Source organism: Faecalibacterium sp. I3-3-89 (assembly GCF_023347275.1).
In the GTDB taxonomy this organism is placed as follows: Bacteria; Bacillota; Clostridia; order Oscillospirales; family Ruminococcaceae; genus Faecalibacterium; species Faecalibacterium butyricigenerans.
Genome location: NZ_CP094468.1, coordinates 683,128 through 707,480 on the forward strand (window position 1 = coordinate 683,128; position 24,353 = coordinate 707,480).

The following is a 24,353-nucleotide window of genomic DNA, read 5'->3' on the forward strand; positions in this document are numbered from 1 at the left end:
GTTCAGCCCTCCACTTCTGCAAGGGTGGGCATAGCGGGGATGGCACCATGCCGGCTGGTGGTGATGCTGGCGGCCTTGTTGGCAAAGGCCAGAATGCTTTCCAGCTTGTCCACCGTCAGGGTGTCCAGCTCCTCCTTGCAGAGCTTGGACAGAGCAGCTCCAAAGAAGGTATCGCCTGCGCCGTTGGTGTCGCCCACCTTGCAGGGAACGCCAGCCACATGGCCGGTCTTGTCTCCAAAGCGGTAGAATACGCCGTTTGCACCCAAGGTGACAAAAATCAGCCGGATGCCGTTCTGTGCCAGTTGTGCTGTGCCGCTTTCGCAGTCGGTGGTGCCGGTGAGCAGGGGCAGCTCTTCATCGGACACTTTCAGAATATCCACCAGCGGCAGGGGTGCTTTCATCTGGGCAATGGCCTCCTCTTTGTTCTTCCAGAGGTTGGCGCGGTAGTTGGGGTCGTAGGTGATGGTAGCACCCAGCTTTTTAGCACGGGCAGCAGCGTCCAGCGTGGCAGTGCGGGAGGGGTCAGCGGTCAGGCTGACAGAACCGAAGTGGACGATTTTGGCAGCTTTCAGAGCCTCGTCCGAAATATCCTCTTTGCACAGCATCACGTCAGCGTTGGCACTGCGGTAGAAGCTGAAATCCCGCTCGCCGGTGGCATCCACCGAGACCACCGCCATGGTGGTGGGGTGGTCTGCATCCACCGCCATGCCGGAAACATCCACCTTGTTTTCCGCCAGAACCTCTTTCAGGTAGCGGCCAAAGGCATCTGCACCCACCTTGCCAATAAAGGCAGTCTGTGCGCCCAGTTTAGAAGCAGCCACAGCCAGATTTGCCGGGGCACCGCCGGGGTTTGCGGCAAACTGAGGAATGCCGCGCGCATCCTTGCCGGTCTGGGTCAGGTCGATCAAAACTTCACCAATCGTTACAATGTCCATGATAATTCTCCTTATTCTTGGTGTGAAACCCAACGATCACCGTTGGAACAGATAATGAATGTAAGCGGCTGCACGCTCCGGGTGCGGTGCATTCTGCACCACCCCAAGATAGACCCTGCCAGAAAAACCTGCCTGCCTGACAAACGGCGTATCCGAAATATCCAGCACGGTCCCACCGGCGTTCAGACCCGACAGGGCATGGAAAGACGGATCCAGCGTTCGCAGATCGAGAAAATAATCATCTGCCAACAGTCGGTCCCGTGCATATTCGTCCATCAGAACAACATCTAACCGCTGGGCACTGACTGCACCCAGCAGCTTCATCTCCGAAGCATATACATACTGCTCCTCTGCGCGTTCGCTCTCGCTGAGCAGCAAGCCGGACAGCAGATTGACCTGTTGCTTTTTGGTCAGACCTTGCGCCTCGGCAAAGCCGGTGGTAAGCTGTTCCGTCAGATCAGACCCGGCAGTGATATTTACCAGACCAAGGTAAAGCACATCCTCTTTTTTCGTCACATGGCGGTAGGCTGCATAGCCAAGGATATAGACGACGATGAGCACGATCGCAATGGGCAGCTTGTAATATGCCCAGATGTGCTCCCACTTTTTGTACCCATGGAGGGAGCGGAGCGTATCCCGGTCAGTTTTTGTCATGGTCGTATTCCTCGTGTACTGCGTCAGGGTCTCCACCGATCAGATAGAGGATCCGAAGCATCAGAAAGGAGCAGATCATGGCGCAGAAGCCCATGCCCAGCAGGAATGCAGGCGTGAACACAAACACGATGACGTACCCCATAATGCCATAGATCGCCGCCATCAGCAGGGTACAAAACAAATACCGGACACCCACGAGAAACGCTGTTTTCAGAATGCCGAAGGTGGTGTTTTCAAAGCGTGCCAGCAGGGGAAAGGTATACAGCAGAACGATGCCGTACAGAACTGCCGCACCAATAAGCACTGCAGTGAGCAGCGTCCAGAAAATGTTTTCGCTCCACATTCGGCGCAGCACAAAGCCATCCGCAGCCAGAAAACTGCCGACTGCCAGCAGGATAAGCCAGAGTTTTGTGGCAGGCTTAAAATTTTCCCGGAACGCCTTAAAAAACATCCGGGTCAGACCATCGTCCCGATCTTCCGCCATTTTGAGCGTGACGTAGAACAGTGCGGTCGTAGAAGCCCCTATGGTAACGATGGGCAGGCTGCACACGAGCCATAAGATGTTCAGGTAAGCACTGTAAGTCAATTTCGTCAGCACAGAAAACAGCGGCTTGTCCGTATTGCACAGGTCACGCATGGGGGTTCTCCTTTCGCTCAATCTCCTGTGGATTCGCGCAGGATCAGGTTGGTTTCCGTATAGACGGTGCGATAGTTCAGCGATGGCTCTTCGATGCGGGTCATAAGCAGATTGGCAGCGGTGTAGCCCATGATCTGTTCATGGATATGGATCGAAGTCAGACGGGGGACAAAGTAGGAAGCCTCCTGACTGTCATCGAAGCCGCAGACCCAGATATCATCGGGAACCGAATACCCCAGCTCATTCAATGCCTTGACCAGATCCATGGCAACAAAGTCATTGGCGCAGACAAAGGCATCCGGCATCGTTTTGAACCGACGTATGGTTTCGTACAGGGATGCCGGATAGTTCTGCTGTCCAGATGGCATCGCACAGGTGCTCAGGCCTTCTGTCAGACCAAAGTGCTCCATTGCATCCTTATAAGCCATATAACGCTCAAAGAAGGACTGACAGTGGTTTTTATCCCCCGCAAAGCTGATGCGTTTTTTGCCGCGCTGGACCATGTGGGCCACTGCATGCTGGATCTCAATGCGGTTTTCCATATAAAGGCGGTCAGCTTTAAGAGGAGGACGCATATCCATCACAGGGGTGTCTACAAACAGCAGCGGAACATCCAGATCGCACAGCATCTGTGCGTAGTCATAGTCGAATACTTCAAAGCAGATGATGCCGGCTGTGCGCTGGATGTTGAGAGAGGATGGAAGTTTTTTCTCTTTCAGCTCTATGGGAGAAATGCGATGGATGGTCATGCCGCTGTGAAGATGGTCGATTTCCGCCTGGAAACGATCCAGCATCATGGAGGAAAAGTGAGAGCTGCTCAGAAACTGGGTCGTCAGCATGGCGATCTCCCGTTTGTCACTCGGCAGAATGAAAGGCTCTGCTGCTTTTGCAGCGTTTTCCTGAAACAGCGGCAGATAGGCAAACTGCTTATAGCCCATTTCGGCGGCTTTGCGCAGGATCTTCTCCCGTGTGGCATCTGCCAGCACACCGGTGTTGTTGATGGCCTTTGAAACTGTGTTGCGGGAAAGCTGCAGTTCGTCGGCAATATCCTGAATGGTGACTTTGGTTGCCATAAGTCAACCTCTTTCCTTATAATATAGGGGCAGATATCCTTTTATAGATAAAGTCTGGTGACGGTTCGTATTCTTTATGACTCCAGTATAGTGCAAATGCACAAATTAGTCAAATGTAAAAATGCAAATCATCATTTTGCATATTTACGCACTTTCGAATTTGTGCACCTGTACGAATGCACAGTATTTCTTTATGTATCCCATGAATTATCATTGACATTCGCTTGTTTGCGTGGTATAAATGAATTAGAGAATTTTACATTTGCACAATCGAAATGAAAAAACGTAAAATTCAAAGGTGCAAATGTAAAACACTGATCAAGCGGCAAACAAATCAAAAGGAGGAGAATGATTCATGAAAGCAAAGACAGCCTCGCCGGAAACGGCTGTGTTGACGGCAGAACGCAAGCTGCACAACACATGGGTCTACATCAAACGGCATTGGCAGCTTTACCTGTTGTTCCTGCTGCCTGCCGTGGTGCTGACGCTGGTGTTCAAGTACGCTCCCATGGGCGGTGTGCTGATCGCATTCCAGAAGTACAATCCCTTCAGGGGCATCTGGGGCAGCGAGTGGGTAGGCTTCAAAAACTTTACCCGCTTCATGTCCTCGCCGGACTTCCAGCGCTATCTGATCAACACCCTGAAGCTGAGCGTCTACGGTCTGCTGTGGGGCTTCCCGATCCCTATCCTGCTGGCATTCCTGCTCAACCGTATCGAGAGCAAGAAGATCAAGCAGAAGGTGCAGCTGGTGCTGTATATGCCCAACTTCATCTCGGTCATCGTGCTGTGCGGTATCGTCCGGGTGCTGCTGAGTGTCACTGGTCCGGTGAACGGCCTGCTTCACACCAGCATCAACTTCATGACGCTGCCGGAAGCGTTCCGCCCCATCTACATCATCAGCGGCATCTGGCAGGGTGCCGGCTGGGCATCCATCATGTACACCGCATCCCTTTCTAACGCCAGCAAAGATCTGAAGGAAGCTGCGATGATCGACGGCGCAAACCTGATCCAGCAGATTATGACGGTGGAGTGGCCCGCCATTAAGGATATGGTCGTTATTCAGTTTATCCTGCAGGCAGGCAACATCATGAGCATCGGCTTTGAAAAAGCCTATGCCCTGCAAACTGACCTGAACCTGAACACGGCCGAGATCATTGCAACGTATGTTTATAAAAAGGGCCTGTTGGACGGCGATTACAGCTTTTCCACGGCAGTCGGTCTGTTCAACACCGTTGTCAATGTCATCCTGCTGATCGCAGTGAACAAGGTCGTTGCCAAAATGAACGATGGCAAGGGCTTGTAAGGAGGGGTTTACCATGGCAAAACAGAAAAAATCAAAAATGGCCCTCTACACCAGACAAGATAAGATCATCCTGTACTGCGGCTACGCACTTCTGGGCGTGTTCCTGCTGGCGATCATCATTCCGATGATCTACATCGTCATCGCGTCCTTTATGGATCCGGTCACTCTGCAAAACAAGGGCATCTCCTTTGATTTCAGCAAGTGGAGTCTGGATGCTTACCAGCGTGTCGTTTCGGACAAGCAGATCTGGGTCGGCTTCAAGAACGCAGTACTTTACTCGATCATCTTCACCATCATCTCGGTAGCTGTGACGATGCTTGCCGCTTATCCCATGTCGCTGCCGGACTTCAAGGGCAAAAATATCTTCAACACCTTGTTTGTGATCACGATGTTTTTCAGCGGCGGTCTGATCCCCACCTACCTGCTCATCAACAATCTGGGTCTGCTGGATTCCATGTGGGCGGTCATTCTGCCGGGAGCATTCAGCGTGTGGAACATGATCATTGCCCGTACCTATTATCAAGGCATCCCGCGTGAGCTGCGTGAAGCTGCGGATGTGGATGGAGCCAGCGAGATGCTTTACTTCTTCAAGATCCTGCTGCCCGTCTGTATGCCGGTGGTGGCAGTTCTGGCTCTGTGGCAGTTCGTGGCAATGTGGAACAGCTACTTTGACGCCATGATCTACCTGAACAGCGCATCGAAGCAGCCGTTGCAGCTGGTGCTGCGTTCCATCCTGATCCAGAGCCAGCCGGAATCCGGTATGATCGCAGATATCCAAAGTACTGCCGAACGTGCGAAGATGGCAGAGCTGCTCAAATATGCAACCATTATTATTTCCAGTCTGCCGCTGCTGGTGATGTATCCCTTCTTCCAGAAGTATTTTGATGCCGGCATCATGGCTGGTTCCATTAAAGGCTGAGGATATTCCAGAATTTTATGAGCCGGTACGCTCATCTGTCACACGAAAAAAGAAACATGAAAAAGGAGAAAATACCATGAAAAAGCTGATCTCTCGCCGCAACTTCCTCAAGGTCTGCGCTCTGGCGGGCTCTGCCGCTGCTCTGTCTGCCTGTGGCGGCGGCAAATCCAACGGCGGCAACAATTCTGCTGCCGCAGCTGTGGACGTAACCGGTGCCGTTACATTTCCGCTGTCCGAAAAGGTCACCTTTACCGGTATGACCAGCTTCCCTGTGGGCAGCGAACCCGAGCCGAACAACCGCACCATCTTCAAGCGTCTGGAAGAGCAGACCAATGTGCACATCGACTGGACCGCCATCCAGTCCGACCAGTGGAGCGATAAGATCACCCTGAATATGTCCAACCCCAACACCCTGACGGATTTTGTTTTTACTGCTGATTTTACCGACAGCAATCTGCTGCGCTACGCAGATCAGGGTGTCATCCTCAATCTGGAAGACTATATTGACAACAATATGCCGAATCTCCAGAAGGTCTTTGAGCAGTACCCGGAGTACCGCACCATGTGCACCGACAGCGAGGGCCACATCTGGGCACTGCCCTGGATCGAGCAGCTCGGCGCAGAAAAGACCGCCATCCAGACCATTGGCAACATGAGCTTCATCAATACCAAGTGGCTGAACTTCCTCGGTCTGTCGATGCCCACCACAGTGGACGAGTTTGAACAGGTGCTGATGGCATTCCGTGATAACGCCGCTTCTATCAAGGCAGAGTATGGCATTGACGGCGACATCATCCCCATGTCCTGCATCGTCAACAACGGCGATCAGGATCCCAGCATCCTCATCAATGGCTTTGGCGAAGGCTACGGCGATGCAGACAAAGACCGCCATATCGCCGTTACCAACGACCGGAAAGTCATCTGTGCCGCCACCCAGCAGGGCTACCGTGATGGTCTGGACTGGCTGCACAAGCTGTATGCCGAGAAGCTCATTGACCCGGAGTGCTTCACGCAGGAGTGGTCCACCTATGTTTCCAAGGGCAAGGCTGGCCGCTATGGTGTCTGCTTCAGCTGGGATGTTGCCAACATTGACAACCTGACCGACTGGGAGCCGCTGCCTGCCCTGACCGCCGATACCCGCAATATCACCCCGCAGAACGGCTCTTTCACCAGCGGCTTTGCCCGCGGCAGATGCGTTGTCACCGCAAAGGCAACTAACCCCGCATTGGTTTGCGCATGGCTGGATCAGATGTACGCTCCCCTCCAGTCTCCGCAGAACAACTGGGGTACTTACGGCGATGCGGAAGGCTTTAATATTTTTGAACTGTCCACCAACGATAAGGGCGAGCCCATGCTGAAGCACGCTCCTCTGGGCGATGCTTCTCCCGTGGAAGTCCGTGAAGCGCAGTGTGTCAGTGGGCCTCTGGCGGTTCTGGATGATTACTATGGTGTATACGTTACCTGCCCGGACGATGCACAGTACCGTCTGGACTGGATCAAGGAGATCTACACCCCGGATATGAACAACGATTATGTCTATCCCAATGTCTTTATGAGCAACGAGGACACCGAGCAGGTCTCTAACCTGCAGGCAGATCTGCAGACCTACATGAATACGCAGAAGGCGGACTGGATCATGAACGGCACTACGGATGCAGAGTGGAACGAATATCTGAGCAAGCTGGAAGCCTACGGCCTGTCCGACTATCTGGGCATTATGCAGAAATATCTGGATGCTTACTACGCATAAGAATTCTTTCCTTTGGAGGATTCCATGAACGATTTGACTTTACAAAAAGCCCGTGCCTACGAGGCCGAGCACGGCGCAGCCATTTCCCCGGCGGAACGCCCTGCCTACCACCTGACCCCCTATGTGGGCTGGCTGAACGACCCCAACGGCTTCTCCTACTATAAGGGGCAGTACCATCAGTTCTATCAGTACAATCCCTACGATGTGCGGTGGGCGCCCATGCACTGGGGTCACGCCGTCAGCACCGACCTGCTGCACTGGGAGTATCTGCCCTGTGCGCTTGCCCCGGATTCCCCGGCGGACAACGGCCCCGGCTGCTTCTCCGGCTCTGCCACCGAGATGGACGATGGCAAGCAGCTGCTGATGTACACCAGCGTGGTGGCAGAAAAGCAGCCCAATGGGGAGATGCGGGACATCCAGACCCAGAGCATTGCCATCGGTGATGGTCTCGACTACCAAAAGCCTGCCTGCAACCCCGTCCTGACCCAGAAAGACCTGCCGGAAGGCTTCAGCAAGTTCGACTTCCGGGACCCCAAGATCTGGCGTGAGGCCGACGGCACCTACTCCGCCGTCACTGTCTGCCTCGCCGATGACGGCAGCGGCGCAGCAGCACTGTTCCAGAGCAAGGACGGCTTCGACTGGCACTTTGTCACGGTGCTGGAACGCTGCAACAATCAGTACGGCAAAATGTGGGAGTGCCCGGACTTCTTCCCGCTGGACGGCAAGCAGATTTTGATGCTCGGCCCCATGGAGATGCTGCCCAAGGGCGAGTTCCACAACGGCCACAACGTGATTGCCTTCATCGGCAGCTACGACGAAGCCAGCCACACCTTCACCAAGGAAAACGTGCAGCTGATGGACGGCGGCATCGACTTCTACGCCACTCAGACCACCCTTGCCCCGGATGGCCGCCGCATCATGACCGCATGGCTGCAGACATGGTCGGACACCGAGGATAAGCCCCGGGGCTGCAAGTGGTTCGGGCAGACCATCTGCCCGCGCGAACTGCACATCAAGGATGGGCGCATTATTCAGACCCCGGTGCGGGAGCTGGATGCCGTCCACGGTAAGCGCACGCTGCATGAGAATGTGACCGTGCAGAGCGAAACCGCTTTGGAGGGCATCAAGGGCCGTGTGGCCGACCTGACCGTCACGGTGCAGCCCGGCGAATACCGCTCCTTCACCCTGAAGCTGGCCGCCGATGCAGACCATCACACCAGCCTGACCTACGACCCCTACACCTCCGAGCTGACGCTGGATCGCAGCTATGCCGGTTCCCGTGCCGACATCGTGCACCGCCGCAGCTGCAAGGTCCGCAGCCAGAACGGTGCGCTCAAACTCCGTATCCTGCTGGACAAAAACAGCATCGAAGTTTTTGTCAACGACGGCGAGCAGACCATGACCGCATGGATCTACACGCCCCAGTCTGCCGACGGCATCACCTTTGCTGCCGATGGCAAAGCAACTGTTACGGCAGAACAGTTTGAGCTGAATCTGTAACCTGATATTCCCTTCATTTCTCCTTCATCAATACAGCCCCGTTCTGGATTCCTTCACCAGAACGGGGCTGTGCTTTTTGTATCGGTTCTATGCGCTCTGTTTTGATGACGGAGCTTTTTGTTGGGGCGATTCAGCTCACTTGCCCAGATGCCATATGTCGCGGTCATACTCGGCGATGGTGCGGTCGGAGGAGAACATCCCCGCTTTGGCAATGTTCACCAGACACTTGCGCCGCCAGCCCATGGGGTCGCAGGCGTAATCGCTGAGGGCCTGCCCCTTCCGCACGACGTAGGCGTTGAAGTCCGGCAGGGTCTGGAACCAGTCCTTGTGGATCAGCTCGTCGTGGAGGCGGGTCAGGTTTTCGGCGTGACCGGCAGCCAGCATCTCGGGGCCGGTCAGGAAGTCGATGGCCCGGCGGATGTTGGCATCGCCCTCCACCCACTGGGCCGGGTCGTAATCGCCCACGGCATAGCGGTGGATGACCTGATCGGAGGTCTGGCCGAAGATATAGATGTTTTCATCGCCCACCTGCTGGCTGATCTCCACGTTGGCACCGTCCATGGTGCCCAGCGTCAGCGCACCGTTCAGCATGAACTTCATGTTGCCGGTGCCGGAGGCCTCCTTGGAGGCAAGGCTGATCTGCTCGGACAGGTCACAGGCCGGGATGAGCTTTTCGGCGGCGGTGACGTTGTAATTCTCCACAAAGACCACCTGCAGCCACTTGGACACCTCCGGGTCGGCGGCGATGACCTTGGAAAGGGTCAGCAGGGCGTGGATGATGTCCTTGGCAATGGTGTAGGCCGGAGCGGCTTTGGCTCCGAAGATGCTCACCAGCGGGACAGCAGGCAGGTGCCCGGCCTTGATCTCGTAGTACTGGTGGATGAGGTACAGCAGGTTCAGCTGCTGACGCTTGTACTCATGCAGGCGCTTGGACTGAATATCAAACAGGGCAGAGGAGTTCACCTGCACCTTCTGGGTGCGCAGCAGCCAGTCCGCCAGAGCTTCCTTGTTGGCCTTCTTCACGGCGGTCAGCTCGCCGAGCACGGTCTCGTCGTCGGCAAAGGCCAGCAACTTTTCCAGTTCAGCTGCGTCCTTGCGGAAACCGGAGCCGATGCGCTGTTCCAGCACAGCGGTCAGGCGGGGGTCGCATTCCAGCAGCCAGCGGCGGAAGGTGATGCCGTTGGTCTTGTTGTTGAACTTTTCCGGGTACAGCTCGTAGAAGCTGTGCAGCTCGGAATTTTTCAGGATCTCGGTGTGGAGCGCCGCCACGCCGTTGGTGGAGTGGGTGAAATGGATGTCCATGTGGGCCATATGCACCCGGTCGTCCTTGTCGATGATGGCAAGGCTCTCGTCCTTGGTGCGGGTGCGGGCCAGAGCATCCAGCTTTTCGATAATGGGCATCAGCTGGGGCACAACGGCATCCAGATAGGCGCGGGGCCACTTTTCCAGCGCCTCGGCCAGAATGGTGTGGTTGGTGTAGGCGCAGGTCTTGGTGACGATCGCCACGGCCTCCTCAAACTCGATGCCCTTCTCGCCCAGCAGCCGGATCAGCTCCGGGATGACCATGCTGGGATGGGTGTCGTTGATCTGGATGGCGGCGTAGTCGGCCAGATCATGATAGCTGCAGCCCCGGGCGGCGCACTCGGCCAGAATGAGCTGGGCACCGGCGGAGACCATCAGGTACTGCTGGTACACCCGCAGACGGCGGCCTGCCTCGTCGGAGTCGTCCGGGTAGAGGAAGAGGGTCAGGTTCTTGTCGATGGCGGTCTTGTCGAACGCGATGCCGTCGTGGACGATGCTCTCGTCGATGGTGTCCAGATCGAACAGGTTCAGGGTGTTGGTGCGGCCCTCGTAGCCGGTGACGGCCAGCTTGTACAGCCGGGCAGTGTACTCTTTGCCCGCCAGCTCCACCGGATAGGTGACGTCGGTCTTTTCGGCCCAGCTGTGGGCGGTCAGCCACGGGTCGGGCTTTTCGTTCTGGACGCCGTCCTCAAAGGACTGGTGGAACAGGCCGAAGTGATACCGCAGGCCCACGCCGTCGCCGGGCAGGCCCAGCGTTGCGAGCGAGTCCAGAAAACAGGCCGCCAGACGGCCCAGACCGCCGTTGCCCAGAGAAGGTTCCGGCTCCACCTCTTCGATGTCCGACAGGCGCTTTCCGGCAGCAGCCAGTGCATCGCGGGCTTCCTCGTACAGCCCCAGATTGATGAGGTTGTTGGACAGCAGCTTGCCGATGAGAAATTCGGCACTGATATAGTACAGCTTGCGGCCGGTGACGGGCTGCACACGGTCTGCGCTCTTCTGCCGGACAAGCTCCAGCAGAGCGAGGTACAGCTCCTGATCCGTGCAGTCGGCCAGCGGCTTGCCCGTGAGATTCTGTAAGGTCTCGGTGAAGTTCATAAATGGATCCTCCTTTGCTACGGAAAACAGGTTTGACATCTGCAATTCAAGATATACCACATAAAACGATCAAAATCTTGCCTTAAAAGTGCAGACTATGGTACAATTTCGTTTTTACGCCCGGCACCCTCCACGCCCTGCGGCAGACGGAGGGACAGTCCATGGAATACGAGAATCTTATTTTTGAGCTGGAGCTTCTGGGTGGTGCGGAGGACCTTTGCGCCGAGAAATATCTGCTTCCGCTCCAGAGCGGGCGGCTGTCGCTGCCTGCCCGTCTGACCCCAAACGATTTGTGTTATCTTCAGGCTGCCGCCTGTCTGCGGGAGGTGGAGGAGGCCAACCGCTCGAAGCTCCCCGGCTATGAACTGCTGGTCAAGGGGGCGCTGCTGCGCTTTTTGGCCCTGCTCATTGCACAGGGAAAACAGCAGCTCCCCGCAGAGACCGCCGACACCCAGCGGCTGAAAGCCGTCCTGCAATGGCTCTCGGCCCATTATGCCGAGGCGCTTCGGGTCGCCGATGCTGCCGGGGTCTGCTCCTTCAGCGCCAGCCACTTCATGCGATGGTTCCGGCAGATGACGGGGCAGAGCTTCATCGCCTTTCTGAACGAATACCGCCTGAACGCCGCCGCCGAAGCGCTCCAGACTACGGATGAGACCATCCTGACCATCGCCTCCCGGTGCGGGTTTGAAACTCTCTCCTATTTCAACCGGGCCTTCAAGGCACACTTCGGCATGACGCCGCGGGAATACCGGAAAAAATAGGAGAGGGCAGCATCCTTGCCCTCTCAACTTCGCTGCGCTCAGCAGCTCTCCCAAAGGGAGAGCCTCTGGCGAAACCAGAAACTTTGCAGGAAATGCCAAGGCCTCTCCCTTTGGACAAGGAGAATCTCCCCACAGCAGTGGCGGGTGTCCCCCCGGATGGCTTTTCGCCCACCGGCCAGCTCTGGGGCAACCCGCTCTACCGCTGGGAAGCGCACCGCGAGACCGGCTACCAGTGGTGGATCACCCGCTTGTGGTACTGCTTCGAGCTGTACGACGTGGTTCGCATCGACCACTTCCGCGGCTTCGACGAGTATTTCTCCATCCCCTACGGCAGCGAGACCGCCGCGCCGGGCCACTGGGAGAAAGGCCCCGGTATCGAGCTGTTCCGCGCTGTGGAGCAGGCACTGGGCAAGCGGAACATCATCGCGGAAGACCTTGGCTACATGAGCGACACCGTGCGTCAGCTGGTGCGGGACAGCGGCTTCCCCGGCATGAAGGTGCTGGAATTTGCTTTTGACTCCCGGGATACCGGCAGTGCCAGCGACTATCTGCCCCACAACTACTCTGTGAACAGTGTGGCCTATACCGGAACCCACGACAACGAAACGCTGGTATCGTGGTACAAGACCATCACTGCCGCCGAGCGTACCATGGTGCGGGACTATCTGTACGACTACGCCACCCAAGAGGAGCAGCTCTATAAAAGCATGATCGCACTGATCCTGCGCAGCGCAGCGGCGACCTGCATCATCCCCATGCAGGACTGGCTGGGGCTGGACAACTCCGCCCGCATCAATCAGCCCTCCACCGTGGGCCAGAACTGGTGCTGGCGGCTGAAAAAGACCCAGCTGACCAAGAAGCTCCAAAAGGAGATCGGCCAGATGACCACCCGCTACGGGCGGAAGAACTGGGCCTGACCGCAAATGCGGCCCATAACTGCATAAGCATGACAACGCCCCCGCTTCGGATGTTCTCCGAGGCGGGGGCGCTTTTTCGTATGGGGTCATTCTACCGATGCAAGAATAGAACGCATTTCTTCTGTTATGTGCTGGAGGTCTGTGCAGAGCTGTGCGATTTCCAAGGCGGGCACAGATGGATTACGCAAGCCACGCTGCTAAAAACAGCCCACTGGGCTGTTTTTGCGCTGTCTTCTGCGACAGCGCCGCAGCTGTTCGAATCCCCCCGCCAGTGTGAGTCTGACATTTATGCAAAAGAAAACCGCCAGTGTATTTCTACACCAGCGGTTTTTTCATGGAGCGAAGCAACCTAAATCCGAACCATTGCCCTCTGGGGCATCTTTGGCAGCAATCTCATCGAACGTGATGGTTTTTGTGCCGTCTTTGTAGTTGAATGTAATCAAAACTTTTTCATCATAGAGATAAACAGCATTCACGAACGTATTGATAAGCGTTTCCCGGTGGCTTTTCACGTTCGGGTCGAGTTTGCGGAAGTTGGTGAGCCAAAATTTCACAAAATCTGCGCTGACTTTCGGTTTCGCCAGCTTTTCTTCCGCGATGCGGATTTCCAACTCTTTCTGCTGAGCCTCCAACTTTTCCAAGCGTCCTTTGGTCGAGCTGGTCAGTACACCTGCCTGAATCGCATTTAACAGATTCTCGATGCCGTTCTCTATATCCTTCATCTGCTTTTCCAGCAGGGGCAGCACCGTGTTCTCCTGTTCCTGAAGAATCATCACCGCATCCACGATGGACTGGATACTGTCATCGTCACGAATCATCTTCATGGTTTCGTTGACTACCAGATCTTCCAGCCACTCTTTGCGGACGGTCTTTTTCTTGCAGGTCTTGGTGCGCTTGGCATTAGCACATTTATAATAATGGTGGACGTTCTTATTTCGACTCGTTCCGCACTCGCCGAACATCATCGCTCCACACATTCCACAGAACAGCTTGGTCGTCAGCAAATAATCGTCCTCCGCTTTGTGCCGAGCCGGAGCGCGGCGGTTCTTGGCGATTTTATCCTGTACACTGTCGAACAGTTCTTTCTCAATGATAACCGGGATGCTGTCCGGCATCACAATGTCCTTAAAACGGTTCTCGCCGATATAACGGCGGTTTGTCAGCAAGGTCTGAATACTGTTATAGGTGAACTTCTGATTGCGGTTGGTGGTCACGCCACTGTCGTTCAGCCAGTTCATCAGCTCTTTCATGGTTGCACCATCGTTGTAACGCTGAAAGACTTCTACCACAAAGGGAGCTTTCAAAGGGTCAATCTGGAAGAACTTTTCCTCGTCTACCGTATAGCCAATGGGAATCGTGCCGCCGTTGTACTTACCCTTCAGAACATTCTCGGTCATGCCGCGCACGACCTTTTCAGAAAGTTCTGCGGAATAGTACTCAGCCATGCCGGTGAGCATACTTTTGACCATAATACCTGCTGGGCCTTCTGAAATCGGCTCGGTGGCCGATACCAACTTGACGTGGTTCCGCTCCAACTGATACTCGTAGTGTGCCGAATCATAGCGGTTTCGGGCAAAGCGGTCAAGTTTCCAGACCAGCACAATGTCAAACAGCCGCTTTTCGCTGTCCTTTATCATCTGCTGGAACTCCGGACGATTGTCAGTTTTAGCGGAAAGGGCGCGGTCGATGTAGTGCTTGACGATGGTGATGCCGTTCTTTTCCGCATAGGCCGTGCATTCACGAATTTGGCCTTCAATGGATTCTTCGCGTTGGTTGTCGCTGGAATAGCGAGCATAAATCACGGCGGTCATGCAAACACCCCTTTCACTTCATTCTCCGCAGGCGGCGGACAAGGTCGGATGCACTGTACAGCACACGCGCCACCGACACAGCATCCTCGCCCACAATGTAGAACACCGAGTAGTTGTCCACCAGCATCTGCCGCAGCCCTTGGGTGCGCTCCGGCTCGCTTTCCACCAGCGCGCAGCGTTCCGGCAGGATGTTCAGCGATTGGATAGCTTCTGCAATGCGGTTATACTGCCCCATGGCCGTGTCAGACTCCAGCAGACGGTCAGCAATGTAGCTGTAAATCTGCTCCATATCACTGAGGGCTGCATGGGAAATTTTTACGTCATACTGCTTCATCTGTGCTGTTCCCTGAACTGTGCGAATGCGCTTGCGGCATCCACGGTATCACCGTTCTGAATTTCCTTAATGCCTACCTGCAGGGCTGCATGAAGCTGATCATCGGTCATGGTGTCAGCATTCAGAGCCGCAGGAGCCTTCGGCAAAGACAGCGAGAAGGGGATGCCGCCAGTCAGGGTGATCTGGCGCAGGTACATATCAATGGCGGTTGCCATCGGGATGCCAAGCTGTTTCAGTACATCCTCGGCTTGCTGTTTGACGCTGGGGCTGACCCGGACGTTCAGCATCATCGATTTTTCCATAGTTATCACCTCGAATCCATTGTAATGCTTTTCGCTTTACAAGTCAACTGAGTGTGCAGCCTCAATCAAAGTTCTCTTAGTTGCACAATATTTCTTGTGATATATTGGTTAAAGTGCCAAACATTTTCAAGTTGCTATTTTATTTGCAACAAATAAAATATAATTGTCGTATAATTATTAAATTAACCATATTAGTCCAGCGAGTTAAAACAAATTGGAGTTCTGAAGTTTCGTAGAAGCTAATTATGCTTTAAAGGAGAATCAACTATGAGAACAATGTTGCTGAAAGAACTAGTGTCCCATGATGTCCTAGAGTTTTGTTATGACATTAGGCATCTCCAAAACTGGAATGCGGATTCTATTTTTGTGTCCGATGATGATTTTTATTGTTTGAATCCTTATCTGGAACAAGTTATTCCTGATTTTTCCTATTATGCATCGCAGAAAATAACAACGGAACAATGGGAACAGATTGAAAAGCTTGCATTGGAAGATGGAAAATTTCGGGATTTTTTCCAAAAAATAAAAGAATGGAAAAGCAAAGATCCTGAAGGAAGTAATAGTTTTTGGATTCATGGAGTGTAGAAAGCCACTATAAAACTTGAGGTGTATCAATATCAACTGAGTGCTCATAAAAAGTAAAGCCCCGGATCCAGTTCGAGCATAGATTGCTCTAGATGGTTCCGGGGTTTACACACCAATTTTTTAGAGACTTTTTACGGAATCAACTTTTATTCTTGTAAACCATCAGCTATTCGACCAAAGTCACCATAAGACGGATAGCTGATGGTTTTCAACATTTACCGACGGTTTCATTAAAAATAAGGGCAATTGCTTGATTTTTATGGCTATAATTTTCTGATACTATGTTCAACCATTATTTATCATTCCAACCTTTTAAGATAGCCCAAAGATTCATGAGAAGGCCGATACCACCTAAAGTACATAGAATGCATCCTCCAATTACTGTAAGCGTAATGGATTGATTAAATCTGTACCTCAGAATATCAGCATCAGCACAAAGAACAAATACTATACCAACTAAAAAGACTATCGCAGAAAAAGTCACCGTAAAAAAATTTTTCATCATCCCATCAAATGATCCAAACTATATAGCAGATATTTAGAAGGCACATCCGCCTGACCAGTTTTGCTTGCCACTGTTTTTCCCGTTTGAATATCGACTTGTCTTTGCGTCCATGTGCAAGTTCTCGCATAAAACTGTACTCGATATTCTCTACTATTGTATGCACTGGTCTCCGGAGGACCTGCAAACTTCTGAGTTGTTTCATATCTTGCCGTTACGGATTTTTTTAGTTCAGCGGTTATTTCAAATGGAGTTCCGACTTTAAGAGACGTTCCAATTGTCTGTTCAAATGCTCTGGTCAAAGTTGTCGTTTGCCCCTTTGCTACTGAGATAACAAAATAGTTCTGGGCTTCCCATTCGGTTCCGTAAGAATATGAGGTTGGATAATTATATCGCCCTAATCGCTCCGATGAGCCTTGGAGAGCATCTTTATCATCAGAGGACGCATATCCCACATCATAAATTATAATAGTATCACCATACACCTCCATTTTTTTGCTCCCAATAGGAGCTTTTGTTTAGTCAACGTAATTCGCCTTATGTTTGTGACAGCTTTTTTGAAAAAATCTCTGCTTTTCGTTATGTTTGTACGCTTATACAAAAAATCTCCATGTTATTTGTTGATTCTAACAAATAACATGGAGGCTCATATTAAAAAATGTTTTCAGCGATTCTCGCAATCTCATCTTGTGAGATGTTTCCCATAATCGTGTTTGAAATGCCTCTCTGCTCCCAGCTTAAAATATATACTGTATCGCCGTTCTTTTCTACGCTCGTTCCCAAAGTTGCGTCTGCGTCTCCAACTTTTACGTTCTCATAAGTTGTATGCTCATTGTCAAACGAGGACTGTTGCCCCGGCTGTATAATGGAGCATCGAACAGTATATCCTTTACCGCTTCCTTTTGACGAGTAAACGTGCAAAAAGTTTTCTGCGCTTTCAAATTCCTGCTCACAATCTCGTTCAAAGCCATCCGGCACATAATAATCGCTGTATCCATTCGGAAGCTGTTCCAATGGTTCTCCATCCACTTGATACGTCAGCTGCATCTCAATGGGCAGAAATTTTTGAATCATCGTATAGACTGTCTTGCGGAAGTCTGCGCTTACTGCAAGCGCACCGAGAGTTAAAATTACCAGCGTCAGGGCTGCAACAAGCACCCGTTTCAGCATAGGGCGGCGTTTATGCAATGCCGCTTGCAGGCGAGCATCCCATCGGGAAGTATCCGGGTAGCGTTCCTTAAGCTGGGCCGGACTTGGCAGCTCATCCAGCTCTTTTTGTGCATCTGCACGGAGTGCCATCATCAATGCAGCGTCAAAAGAAACTTCTGTCCGCTCACTCATGGCTGTTTAGCTCCTTCCACAATAGTTTTCTTCCACGGAAAAGCCGCATCCGAACCACTTCATCCGTCAGTCCAAGCGATTCGGCAATCTCCCGGTTGGTGTAGCCCATTGCCAAAAGGCGAAGCGGATCACGGTACATCGGTTTCATCTGGCTGATCAGTTCTGTCAGGTGTTGGATGTTATCGGTGCTGACTACTGCATCGTCCGGCACCGGGGCATCGTCTGGTGCGGCCGGGACTTCTTCCAGCGGTTCTTCTCGCTGCTTGCGAAGCATATCGTATGCACGGCTTCTACTACAACTAACGAGATAAGCGGCGAGTTCGTGACAGTTTTCTCGATGAATTTTAGAAAAATTTTTGGCAACGTACAAAAACACTTCTTGCAGTACGTCTTCTGCCAGATACGAATCGCCCATAATTTTGTAAGCGGTATGGTAGACCAGCCGTTTGTAGGTATTATATACATCTATAAATTGTTCTTCGCTGCTCCGGTCATCCAGAACTGCCAGATACATTGCCAGCATTTTCGCTCACATCCCTCTTATCGGGAGGAATTATGTCAATTTGACACAATTCCTCTCTGCCCATTCAGATAAACCACCACGGCAGTTCCAGCCACAGGTTATCCATGGCCTGTTCCTCGGTCTTTTTGGCACGGCCTTTCGTCAGGTGAAAGTATATCGCCGTGCCGATCAGCGGATGTTCCTCGCCATCAGTAAAGCCATAGCGGTACAGCAGATAGGTCTGCTCTCGCTGGGTCAGCCGTTTCAGGCCATCGTACAGCTCCCGGCGCGATTCCTGCTCCTCCATAATGCTCTGCGGCTGCATGGCGTAGGGGTCGGCTATGGCTTCAATGCGCCGCAGCTGCTCTTCTCCCGGCAGAACATCGTCCAGCGAAACGCGCTGGTAGCAGACGCCGTCCTTGTCCTCCGTTACCATCCGCTGTTCAAAAGCGGCAAAGGCATCCCGCACCATGTCCATCATGGCGTTGCGGATGGCCGGAGCTGCGTAGGTCAGGAACTTCATGCCGCGCGCTGCATCGAACTTCGGCACGACCTTCCACAAGCCCAGATTGCCCGCCTGTTTCAGATCGTCCGTGTCAAGGTTCAGGCCAGACTGTGCCAGATTCATGCTGCGGAAAAGGTCATTTGCCACCTTGCCAATAAAGGACTTGTTGTTGTCAATCAAGCTGTCCAACGCGGCAGCATCGCCTTTCTGTGCCAGCGCACAAAGCCGTTCATTCGTCTGCTTCATGGGCGTTTTCCTGCTCTGCGGCAGACTGCAAGATTCCCAACAGACCGCTTCGCAGCTGTTCCAGTGCTTCCGGCGTGGCTCCTTCCATGCCCGAAACACTGTCCAACATTGCATCTGTCAACTGCTCTGCCGTAATCGTTGGGTGCTGCACATCCTGCCCTTTGGTCAATTCGGTGAACATCTTCTCTGCCACTTTCTTGCTCATGGCTTCCTGTTCGGCGTAATGGCTCCCGATGTCCTTTTTGATTTCCTTGACCGTTGCCATGAAGTACATCTCAATGTCATCAAGGTCACCTTGGTATACTGGCTTTCTCCGAAGGCTGATGTCCTTTGCGGCTTTGGCTGCTTCCGGGGTCTTGACCCTTGTACGCAGCAGGGTGCTCAATGTCGTGAGCATGGCGTTCTGTGCTGCGATGCCGGAAGCAAAGGTATCATCAAAATACTGCGATATGCGGTAAGTAAGCTCTGCGAAGCGAGCGTTTTCCAACAGCAGGTTGACCACCTCTGTATTGACACGTCCTGTGTAGAGGTTCTTTGCGGCTTCTACGGACAAGCCTAACTCGGCAATGTCGTAGTTCTTGCGGTCGGGAATGTTGGTTTCTCCCAGCAGAAAATCCGTGGACACGTTGAACAGCCTTGCAATTTTCAGCACCTGCTCATGGGTCAGGGTTCCCTTTGCACCGCTGATAAAGCGGCTGATGGTGCTCTTGGAGCAGCCGAGTTCCTTGGCAAGTTCTGGTTGGCTGATGTTGTGCTCTTTCATCAAGTCCGCAAGACGGATGTTGGATGGTGCGGGCAGATATTCCTGTGCCATGTGGTCGGCCCTCCTTTTTGAGCTTTTTCCTCATTATAATACGCTCTGCCGTTTTGTTCAATATACGGTTACCTCTCTGCCCTCGCTGTTGCAGTCCTGCAACCAGTGAGGGCATTTTTCTTTTTCCGTTGCAGTTCTGCCGCTTTTTCGCCTTTTCTGCAAAATTTTCCGTATATTCAGGCAGGAAGCAAAAAACACCAGAGTTCCCACGCTAGGGACTCTGGTGCAACGCACGAAACAAAGGAGGAATGCCCTTGAGCCTGTATCAAACTGTCAAGTCCGCCATCACCGTTCGGCAGGTGGGAGAGATGTACGGCATGGAGCCCGACCGCCATGGCATGGTGTGCTGTCCGTTCCACTCCGACAACCACCCCAGCATGAAGCTGAACGACACCTATTATTATTGCTTTGGCTGTGGAGCCAATGGAGATGCCATCGACCTCACCGCCAAGCTGTTCGACCTGAACCCCCGGCAAGCCGCCGAGAAGCTGATAAATGACTTCGCGTTTGCGAAGCAATGCAGTCCCCAGTGGGGACTGCAAGTGACAGAGCGGTCTTGCGTCAGCAAGATGGAGGGGCCCTGCCCCGACAAGCTCTGGCTTGACCCGGACAAGCCGCCCGCCAATGCCATCGCCCTGCTGCCGCCCAAGCGTGACCTGACGGACGAGCAGTGGGCAGACATCGCCTACTGCCTGCGGGTATTGACCGATTATCTCGACCTGCTGCACGACTGGCGAGAGTGTTACAAGCCTACTAGCCCGGAAGAACCGCTGGACGAGCGGTTCGTGGAAGCCCTCCACACGACCGAGACCATCGAGCACCTGACGGACTGCGTTGCTTTTGGGACGCCCCAGCAGAAGGCCGCTGCCGCCGCACAACTGCTGTCCGGGTCGTACCTGCTGATGCTGGAAGAGCGCACCGACCGCCTTGCTCTGGCAAAGTGCGCCTAATAATTTATTCACCCGAAGTGGTGGGTCTCACCGTGAGACCAACCACTTCACTTTTCTAAAGGAGAACCACCCTATGAAGAAAAACATTTCCCGCAACCCCTTATGGCCGGACTGGTACAACGGCAAGAAGATCGATGAAGTCCAGTTTGGCCGTGCCTTTCTGGAGCAGTGGCCGTTGAAATGCGTCAACGGAACGCTGTACACGCTGGACGGCCCGGTGGAGGACGAAAGTGAGATCAAGCAGCGCATCTTGGAGAACATCGAGGAATATGTCACCTCCGGCCTGTCCAAAAAGGTCACCAACATTCTGGAGACCATCAAGCTGCTGGCCTTTTCCGACCCGTTCCCCATCGAGCAGGACTGCATCCACCTCCAGAACGGCGTGTACCATCTGCCGGACGGCACCTTTCAGGAAAGCCGCCTGTTTTGCCAGAACCGCCTGCCGGTGAAGTACGATCCCAAAGCACCCACCCCTGACCGCTGGCTGACCTTCCTGCACGAACTGCTGGACGATGCCGACATCCCCACCTTGCAGGAATATCTGGGCTACTGCCTCATCCCCAGTACCAAGGGGCAGAAGATGATGCTCATCGTTGGCAAGGGCGGCGAGGGCAAGTCCCGCATCGGGCTGGTGCTCAAGCGACTCATGGGAGATGCCGCCAGCAATGGCAGCGTCCAGAAAGTCGAGAACAACCGTTTTGCCCGTGCCGATCTGGAACGCCGCCTGCTGATGATCGACGATGATATGGACATGAACGCCCTGCCCAAGACGAATTATATCAAGACCATCGTGACTGCCGAAGCCAAGTTGGACTTGGAGCGCAAGGGTGTCCAGAGCTACCAGCGTGACATCTACGCCCGGTTCCTCTGCTTCGGCAACGGTGCGCTGACCTCGCTGTACGACCATTCGGACGGCTTCTTTCGCCGCCAGCTCATCCTGACCACCAAGGACAAGCCTGCCGACCGCACGGATGACCCCTTCCTTGTGGAGAAGATGTGCGCCGAGTTGGAGGGCATCCTGCTCTGGTGTCTGGAAGGGCTGCACCGGTTGGTGCAGAACGATTTCCGCTTCACGGTCAGCGAACGAGCCGCCGCCAACGTGGACACCATCAAGCGCAGCAGCAACAATGTCATCGACTTCATGGAGTCCGAGGGCTACTTCCGCTTCAAGGCGGACTACTCCATCAGCTCCAAGGAGTTCTACGACATTTATAAACAGTGGTGCGAAGACAACGCCTGCCACAGCGTATCGGCCATCCGTTTCAGCGCCGAACTGCGCCAGAATGACCGCCGCTATAACCTTGAAGCCACCAACAACATCTACCTGCCCGGTGGCCGCAGGGTGCGGGGTTTCGTGGGCATTGAGCCGCTTGTCCACCCCTGCCCGTAAAAAGTGCATTTTTTTACGGAAGAAGTTCGTACAACCTGTACGGTCTGTACTTGTACGCACCTGTACGGAAAATTCAAGTAAATTAAAACGTGCTATCGTTTATATTTCAAATTTCCGTACGCCGTACAGACCGTACGGGTTATTTGAAGTCCGTACGCAATTTTTTCAGATGCGTACGGAGCAATCAAGTTCGCATTGTGCGAACTTGATCGTAGCTCTCCCGCAGGAGACGTTCCCCCTCGGAGAGTCCTCGAAGAGCCCACTACACTTTGCAGCCCATAGGGATGAAAGTGTTATAGTGGGTTATTACACTTCCGAAGAAGTGCATCTCCGTTCCCCGTTACCTCCCGATGAACCCCGAAAGGAGGGATGCCCTTTGGCAAGAAATGATGGTATTGACCGCACAAGTGTCCGAAACCTCGCCGTTTCGGATAAGGCCGTTGGTAACACCCAGCAGCACAACGAGCGCGAAAAGGACAGCTATCGGAACCCCGATATTATCCCCCAGCGCGCTGCATGGAACGTCCACTTCAAAAAGCCAACCGCCAGCTACACCGACCTATTCGCCCAACTGGAAGCCGCCGGAACCATCTCCACGCGCGGCTTGAAGCCGGATGCCACCCATTACTGCGAGCTTGTCTTTGATGTCAACTCGGCCTACTTTGACAACCACGGCGGCTACGAGTTCGCCAAGCAGTTCTATGAGGATGCCTACCAAGCTGCCGTTCAAATCGTGGGCGGTGAGCAGTATATCCTCTCGGCAGTCATGCACGCCGATGAGATCAACCGTGCCATGACCGAAGCATTAGGCCGTGAAGTCTACCACTATCATCTCCATGTGGTCTATGTGCCTGTGGTGGAAAAGCAGATCCTCTGGTCGAAACGCTGCAAGGACAAGGCACTGGTCGGCACCGTCAAGGAGACTGTCATGCAGGTCAGCCGGAGCAAGAAGTGGGCATCCAAACCTCTGCTGGACGATGCCGGAAAGCCTGCGCTGCAAAAGAACGGCAAGCCAGTCCTGAAGAAGTCGTACAGCGTCTTGCAGGACAACTTCTTCAATTTTATGCGCGCTGCCGGGTACACCGATATAGAGCGCGGTGAACGCGGCAGCACTGAAGAACACCTGACCGTCACCCAGTTCAAAGTCCAGCGGGAGCAGGAGCGTCTGGACAGCCTGACTGCCCAGATTGACCAGAAAGAGCAGCACCTCACCCAAACCAACAAAACCCTCTCCAAGACCGAAAAGGAACTTGCCGCTGTGCAGAAAAAGGCCACGCTCACGAAAGAAGCCCTCATTCATGCGCGCGATCTGGATTATATCGGCAAGCGCACCATTCTCGGTAACTACTCGCTGACCGAAGAAGAATTTTCCAAGCTGAAAAAGCAAGCCGACCACGGCTATATGATGGACGTGGAGAACCGCCGCTTGAAAGAAGAACTTTCCACCGCCAAGAAGGAGGCCGTTCGTTGGAGCAACAAGTACCACGACCTGTGGTACGACGTGAAACCCTATCTGGATGCTCTCCACCGTGCGCCCGAACTGGTGCGCGGCTTTCTGGAAAAGATTCTTGCCCCCAAGCAGGAGCGCACCATGAATGTGCCGCAGCGAAACCGCAAGCGTGGGCAGGATATGGAACTTTGATTTTCGGAGGATACCATTTGAACAAAAAGAAGAAGTCGAACAAATCCGGCTACCCGGATGAAGCAATCAAGACCCTTGCGCGTTGCTTTTATCCCTCCATGGTTGAGTTTTTCAACAGCGAGGAAGGCCAGCGTGAATATGAGGAATGGCTGAAAGAGCAGGAAGTTCTACAAGCCTTGCCTGTTGCAGCATAAAAACAGCAGGACGCTCCCAGTAAAGGGAACGCCCTGCCTTATATAGATGTATCTCACCGAGGTGTGTCCAGTTGGGCACACCTCTTATTTTTTTGCCCTTAATCTTCTAACCCATGGCTCCCGGCTGCATTTTTCAAATATTCCTCTGGGTCACCGTTCAGAATCAAATCGGCATAGCTCAGCGGGTCATTGTAGATAAGGTAGTCCAATTCCGTCTGCTGTGCCATAGTCACATTCAGTGCATCCTCGACCCCGGTGCAGCCGATGGAAATTTTTCTCCCATCTTGGAGAGTCAACTCCACACACCCGGTATCCATGTTAAACTTGCAGGCTCTTTCATCGTACTTCATAATCGCATCCTCCAATTCTCGTTATCGGCTTACGGTCTA

General features: G+C 53.5%; 25 protein-coding genes. 11 read left to right on the forward strand and 14 right to left on the reverse strand.

Going from position 1 to position 24,353, the window contains the following annotated elements; all coding sequences use genetic code 11:
• Positions 1-2: 2 nt before the first annotated feature.
• From MTP38_RS03230 to MTP38_RS03245, 4 genes are read right to left on the reverse strand one after another with little or no spacing between them, the layout of a single operon-like run.
• Complete coding sequence (locus tag MTP38_RS03230; RefSeq protein ID WP_249234247.1) at positions 3-935, reverse strand: carbohydrate kinase family protein; 933 nt, start codon at positions 933-935, stop codon at positions 3-5.
• A 36-nt stretch (positions 936-971) separates the two neighbouring features.
• Entirely contained in the window at positions 972-1,589 is a 618-nt protein-coding gene (locus MTP38_RS03235; RefSeq protein ID WP_249234248.1) for a hypothetical protein, read from the reverse strand.
• A complete protein-coding gene (locus tag MTP38_RS03240; RefSeq protein WP_249234249.1) occupies positions 1,576-2,226 on the reverse strand; it encodes a YesL family protein in 651 nt (216 codons plus the stop codon). The genes MTP38_RS03235 and MTP38_RS03240 overlap by 14 nt, the downstream gene beginning before the upstream one ends.
• 17 nt (positions 2,227-2,243) lie before the next feature.
• On the reverse strand, positions 2,244-3,299 hold the full coding sequence (locus MTP38_RS03245; protein WP_249234250.1) for a LacI family DNA-binding transcriptional regulator: 1,056 nt from the start codon (positions 3,297-3,299) through the stop codon (positions 2,244-2,246).
• Positions 3,300-3,654: 355 nt separating this feature from the next.
• Here MTP38_RS03245 and MTP38_RS03250 point away from each other — a divergent pair, with 355 nt between their 5' ends.
• From MTP38_RS03250 to MTP38_RS03265, 4 genes are all read left to right on the forward strand, one after another.
• Entirely contained in the window at positions 3,655-4,602 is a 948-nt protein-coding gene (locus MTP38_RS03250; protein ID WP_249234251.1) for an ABC transporter permease, read from the forward strand.
• Positions 4,586-5,521 (forward strand): carbohydrate ABC transporter permease, encoded by a 936-nt coding sequence (locus tag MTP38_RS03255; RefSeq protein ID WP_431834195.1) that lies wholly within the window; start codon positions 4,586-4,588, stop codon positions 5,519-5,521. The genes MTP38_RS03250 and MTP38_RS03255 overlap by 17 nt, the downstream gene beginning before the upstream one ends.
• Positions 5,522-5,597: 76 nt before the next feature.
• Positions 5,598-7,271, forward strand: coding sequence for an extracellular solute-binding protein (locus MTP38_RS03260; RefSeq protein ID WP_249234252.1), 1,674 nt, complete (start codon positions 5,598-5,600; stop codon positions 7,269-7,271).
• Positions 7,272-7,295: 24 nt separating this feature from the next.
• Positions 7,296-8,771 carry a glycoside hydrolase family 32 protein gene (locus MTP38_RS03265; protein ID WP_249234253.1) on the forward strand — a complete coding sequence of 492 codons (1,476 nt, stop codon included), beginning with the start codon at positions 7,296-7,298 and terminating at the stop codon, positions 8,769-8,771.
• A gap of 135 nt (positions 8,772-8,906) precedes the next feature.
• Here the strand turns inward: MTP38_RS03265 and glgP are convergent, their stop codons facing one another.
• On the reverse strand, positions 8,907-11,168 hold the full coding sequence (gene glgP, locus MTP38_RS03270; protein ID WP_249234254.1) for a glycogen/starch/alpha-glucan family phosphorylase: 2,262 nt from the start codon (positions 11,166-11,168) through the stop codon (positions 8,907-8,909).
• Positions 11,169-11,329: 161 nt separating this feature from the next.
• Between glgP and MTP38_RS03275 the strand changes: the two genes are divergently transcribed.
• Both MTP38_RS03275 and MTP38_RS03280 read left to right on the forward strand, forming a co-directional pair.
• Positions 11,330-11,929: a helix-turn-helix domain-containing protein gene (locus MTP38_RS03275; RefSeq protein ID WP_249234255.1), complete on the forward strand. Its 600-nt coding sequence runs from the start codon at positions 11,330-11,332 to the stop codon at positions 11,927-11,929.
• Positions 11,930-12,021: 92 nt separating this feature from the next.
• Positions 12,022-12,846 carry a 4-alpha-glucanotransferase gene (locus tag MTP38_RS03280; RefSeq protein WP_442900548.1) on the forward strand — a complete coding sequence of 275 codons (825 nt, stop codon included), beginning with the start codon at positions 12,022-12,024 and terminating at the stop codon, positions 12,844-12,846.
• Positions 12,847-13,178: 332 nt separating this feature from the next.
• Here MTP38_RS03280 and MTP38_RS03285 read toward each other — a convergent pair whose 3' ends face one another.
• From MTP38_RS03285 to MTP38_RS03295, 3 genes are read right to left on the reverse strand one after another with little or no spacing between them, the layout of a single operon-like run.
• Positions 13,179-14,657: a recombinase family protein gene (locus tag MTP38_RS03285; RefSeq protein WP_249234256.1), complete on the reverse strand. Its 1,479-nt coding sequence runs from the start codon at positions 14,655-14,657 to the stop codon at positions 13,179-13,181.
• A gap of 13 nt (positions 14,658-14,670) precedes the next feature.
• Positions 14,671-14,991, reverse strand: a complete 321-nt coding sequence (locus MTP38_RS03290) for a type II toxin-antitoxin system RelE/ParE family toxin (protein WP_249234257.1) — start codon at positions 14,989-14,991, stop codon at positions 14,671-14,673.
• Positions 14,988-15,293 carry a type II toxin-antitoxin system RelB/DinJ family antitoxin gene (locus tag MTP38_RS03295; RefSeq protein WP_015565863.1) on the reverse strand — a complete coding sequence of 102 codons (306 nt, stop codon included), beginning with the start codon at positions 15,291-15,293 and terminating at the stop codon, positions 14,988-14,990. The genes MTP38_RS03290 and MTP38_RS03295 overlap by 4 nt, the downstream gene beginning before the upstream one ends.
• A gap of 267 nt (positions 15,294-15,560) precedes the next feature.
• Between MTP38_RS03295 and MTP38_RS03300 the strand changes: the two genes are divergently transcribed.
• On the forward strand, positions 15,561-15,878 hold the full coding sequence (locus MTP38_RS03300) for a hypothetical protein (protein WP_249234258.1): 318 nt from the start codon (positions 15,561-15,563) through the stop codon (positions 15,876-15,878).
• A gap of 501 nt (positions 15,879-16,379) precedes the next feature.
• Here MTP38_RS03300 and MTP38_RS03305 read toward each other — a convergent pair.
• The 5 genes from MTP38_RS03305 to MTP38_RS03325 form a co-directional block, all read right to left on the reverse strand.
• On the reverse strand, positions 16,380-16,871 hold the full coding sequence (locus tag MTP38_RS03305; protein WP_249234259.1) for a hypothetical protein: 492 nt from the start codon (positions 16,869-16,871) through the stop codon (positions 16,380-16,382).
• A 160-nt stretch (positions 16,872-17,031) separates the two neighbouring features.
• A complete protein-coding gene (locus tag MTP38_RS03310) occupies positions 17,032-17,721 on the reverse strand; it encodes a DUF4367 domain-containing protein (protein ID WP_249234260.1) in 690 nt (229 codons plus the stop codon).
• Complete coding sequence (locus tag MTP38_RS03315; RefSeq protein WP_249234261.1) at positions 17,714-18,244, reverse strand: RNA polymerase sigma factor; 531 nt, start codon at positions 18,242-18,244, stop codon at positions 17,714-17,716. Before MTP38_RS03315 ends, MTP38_RS03310 begins: the two co-directional genes overlap by 8 nt.
• 64 nt (positions 18,245-18,308) lie before the next feature.
• Positions 18,309-18,974: a sigma-70 family RNA polymerase sigma factor gene (locus tag MTP38_RS03320; protein WP_249234262.1), complete on the reverse strand. Its 666-nt coding sequence runs from the start codon at positions 18,972-18,974 to the stop codon at positions 18,309-18,311.
• Positions 18,958-19,788 (reverse strand): helix-turn-helix domain-containing protein, encoded by an 831-nt coding sequence (locus MTP38_RS03325; protein ID WP_249234263.1) that lies wholly within the window; start codon positions 19,786-19,788, stop codon positions 18,958-18,960. Before MTP38_RS03325 ends, MTP38_RS03320 begins: the two co-directional genes overlap by 17 nt.
• A 248-nt stretch (positions 19,789-20,036) precedes the next feature.
• Between MTP38_RS03325 and MTP38_RS03330 the strand changes: the two genes are divergently transcribed.
• The 4 genes from MTP38_RS03330 to MTP38_RS03345 all read left to right on the forward strand — a co-directional run bounded on the left by MTP38_RS03330 (position 20,037) and on the right by MTP38_RS03345 (position 23,964).
• Positions 20,037-20,738: a CHC2 zinc finger domain-containing protein gene (locus MTP38_RS03330; RefSeq protein WP_249234264.1), complete on the forward strand. Its 702-nt coding sequence runs from the start codon at positions 20,037-20,039 to the stop codon at positions 20,736-20,738.
• 73 nt (positions 20,739-20,811) lie between these two features.
• The gene (locus MTP38_RS03335; protein WP_249234265.1) at positions 20,812-22,128 is read left to right on the forward strand and encodes a DNA primase family protein; all 1,317 of its coding nucleotides are present in this window, start codon (positions 20,812-20,814) and stop codon (positions 22,126-22,128) included.
• A 376-nt stretch (positions 22,129-22,504) separates the two neighbouring features.
• A complete protein-coding gene (locus MTP38_RS03340; RefSeq protein ID WP_249234266.1) occupies positions 22,505-23,770 on the forward strand; it encodes a plasmid recombination protein in 1,266 nt (421 codons plus the stop codon).
• Positions 23,771-23,787: 17 nt separating this feature from the next.
• Complete coding sequence (locus MTP38_RS03345; protein WP_223389193.1) at positions 23,788-23,964, forward strand: hypothetical protein; 177 nt, start codon at positions 23,788-23,790, stop codon at positions 23,962-23,964.
• A gap of 98 nt (positions 23,965-24,062) precedes the next feature.
• On the opposite strand, the gene MTP38_RS03350 is transcribed toward MTP38_RS03345, so the two are convergent.
• Positions 24,063-24,314, reverse strand: a complete 252-nt coding sequence (locus MTP38_RS03350; protein ID WP_005922003.1) for a DUF6061 family protein — start codon at positions 24,312-24,314, stop codon at positions 24,063-24,065.
• Positions 24,315-24,353: the final 39 nt, after the last annotated feature.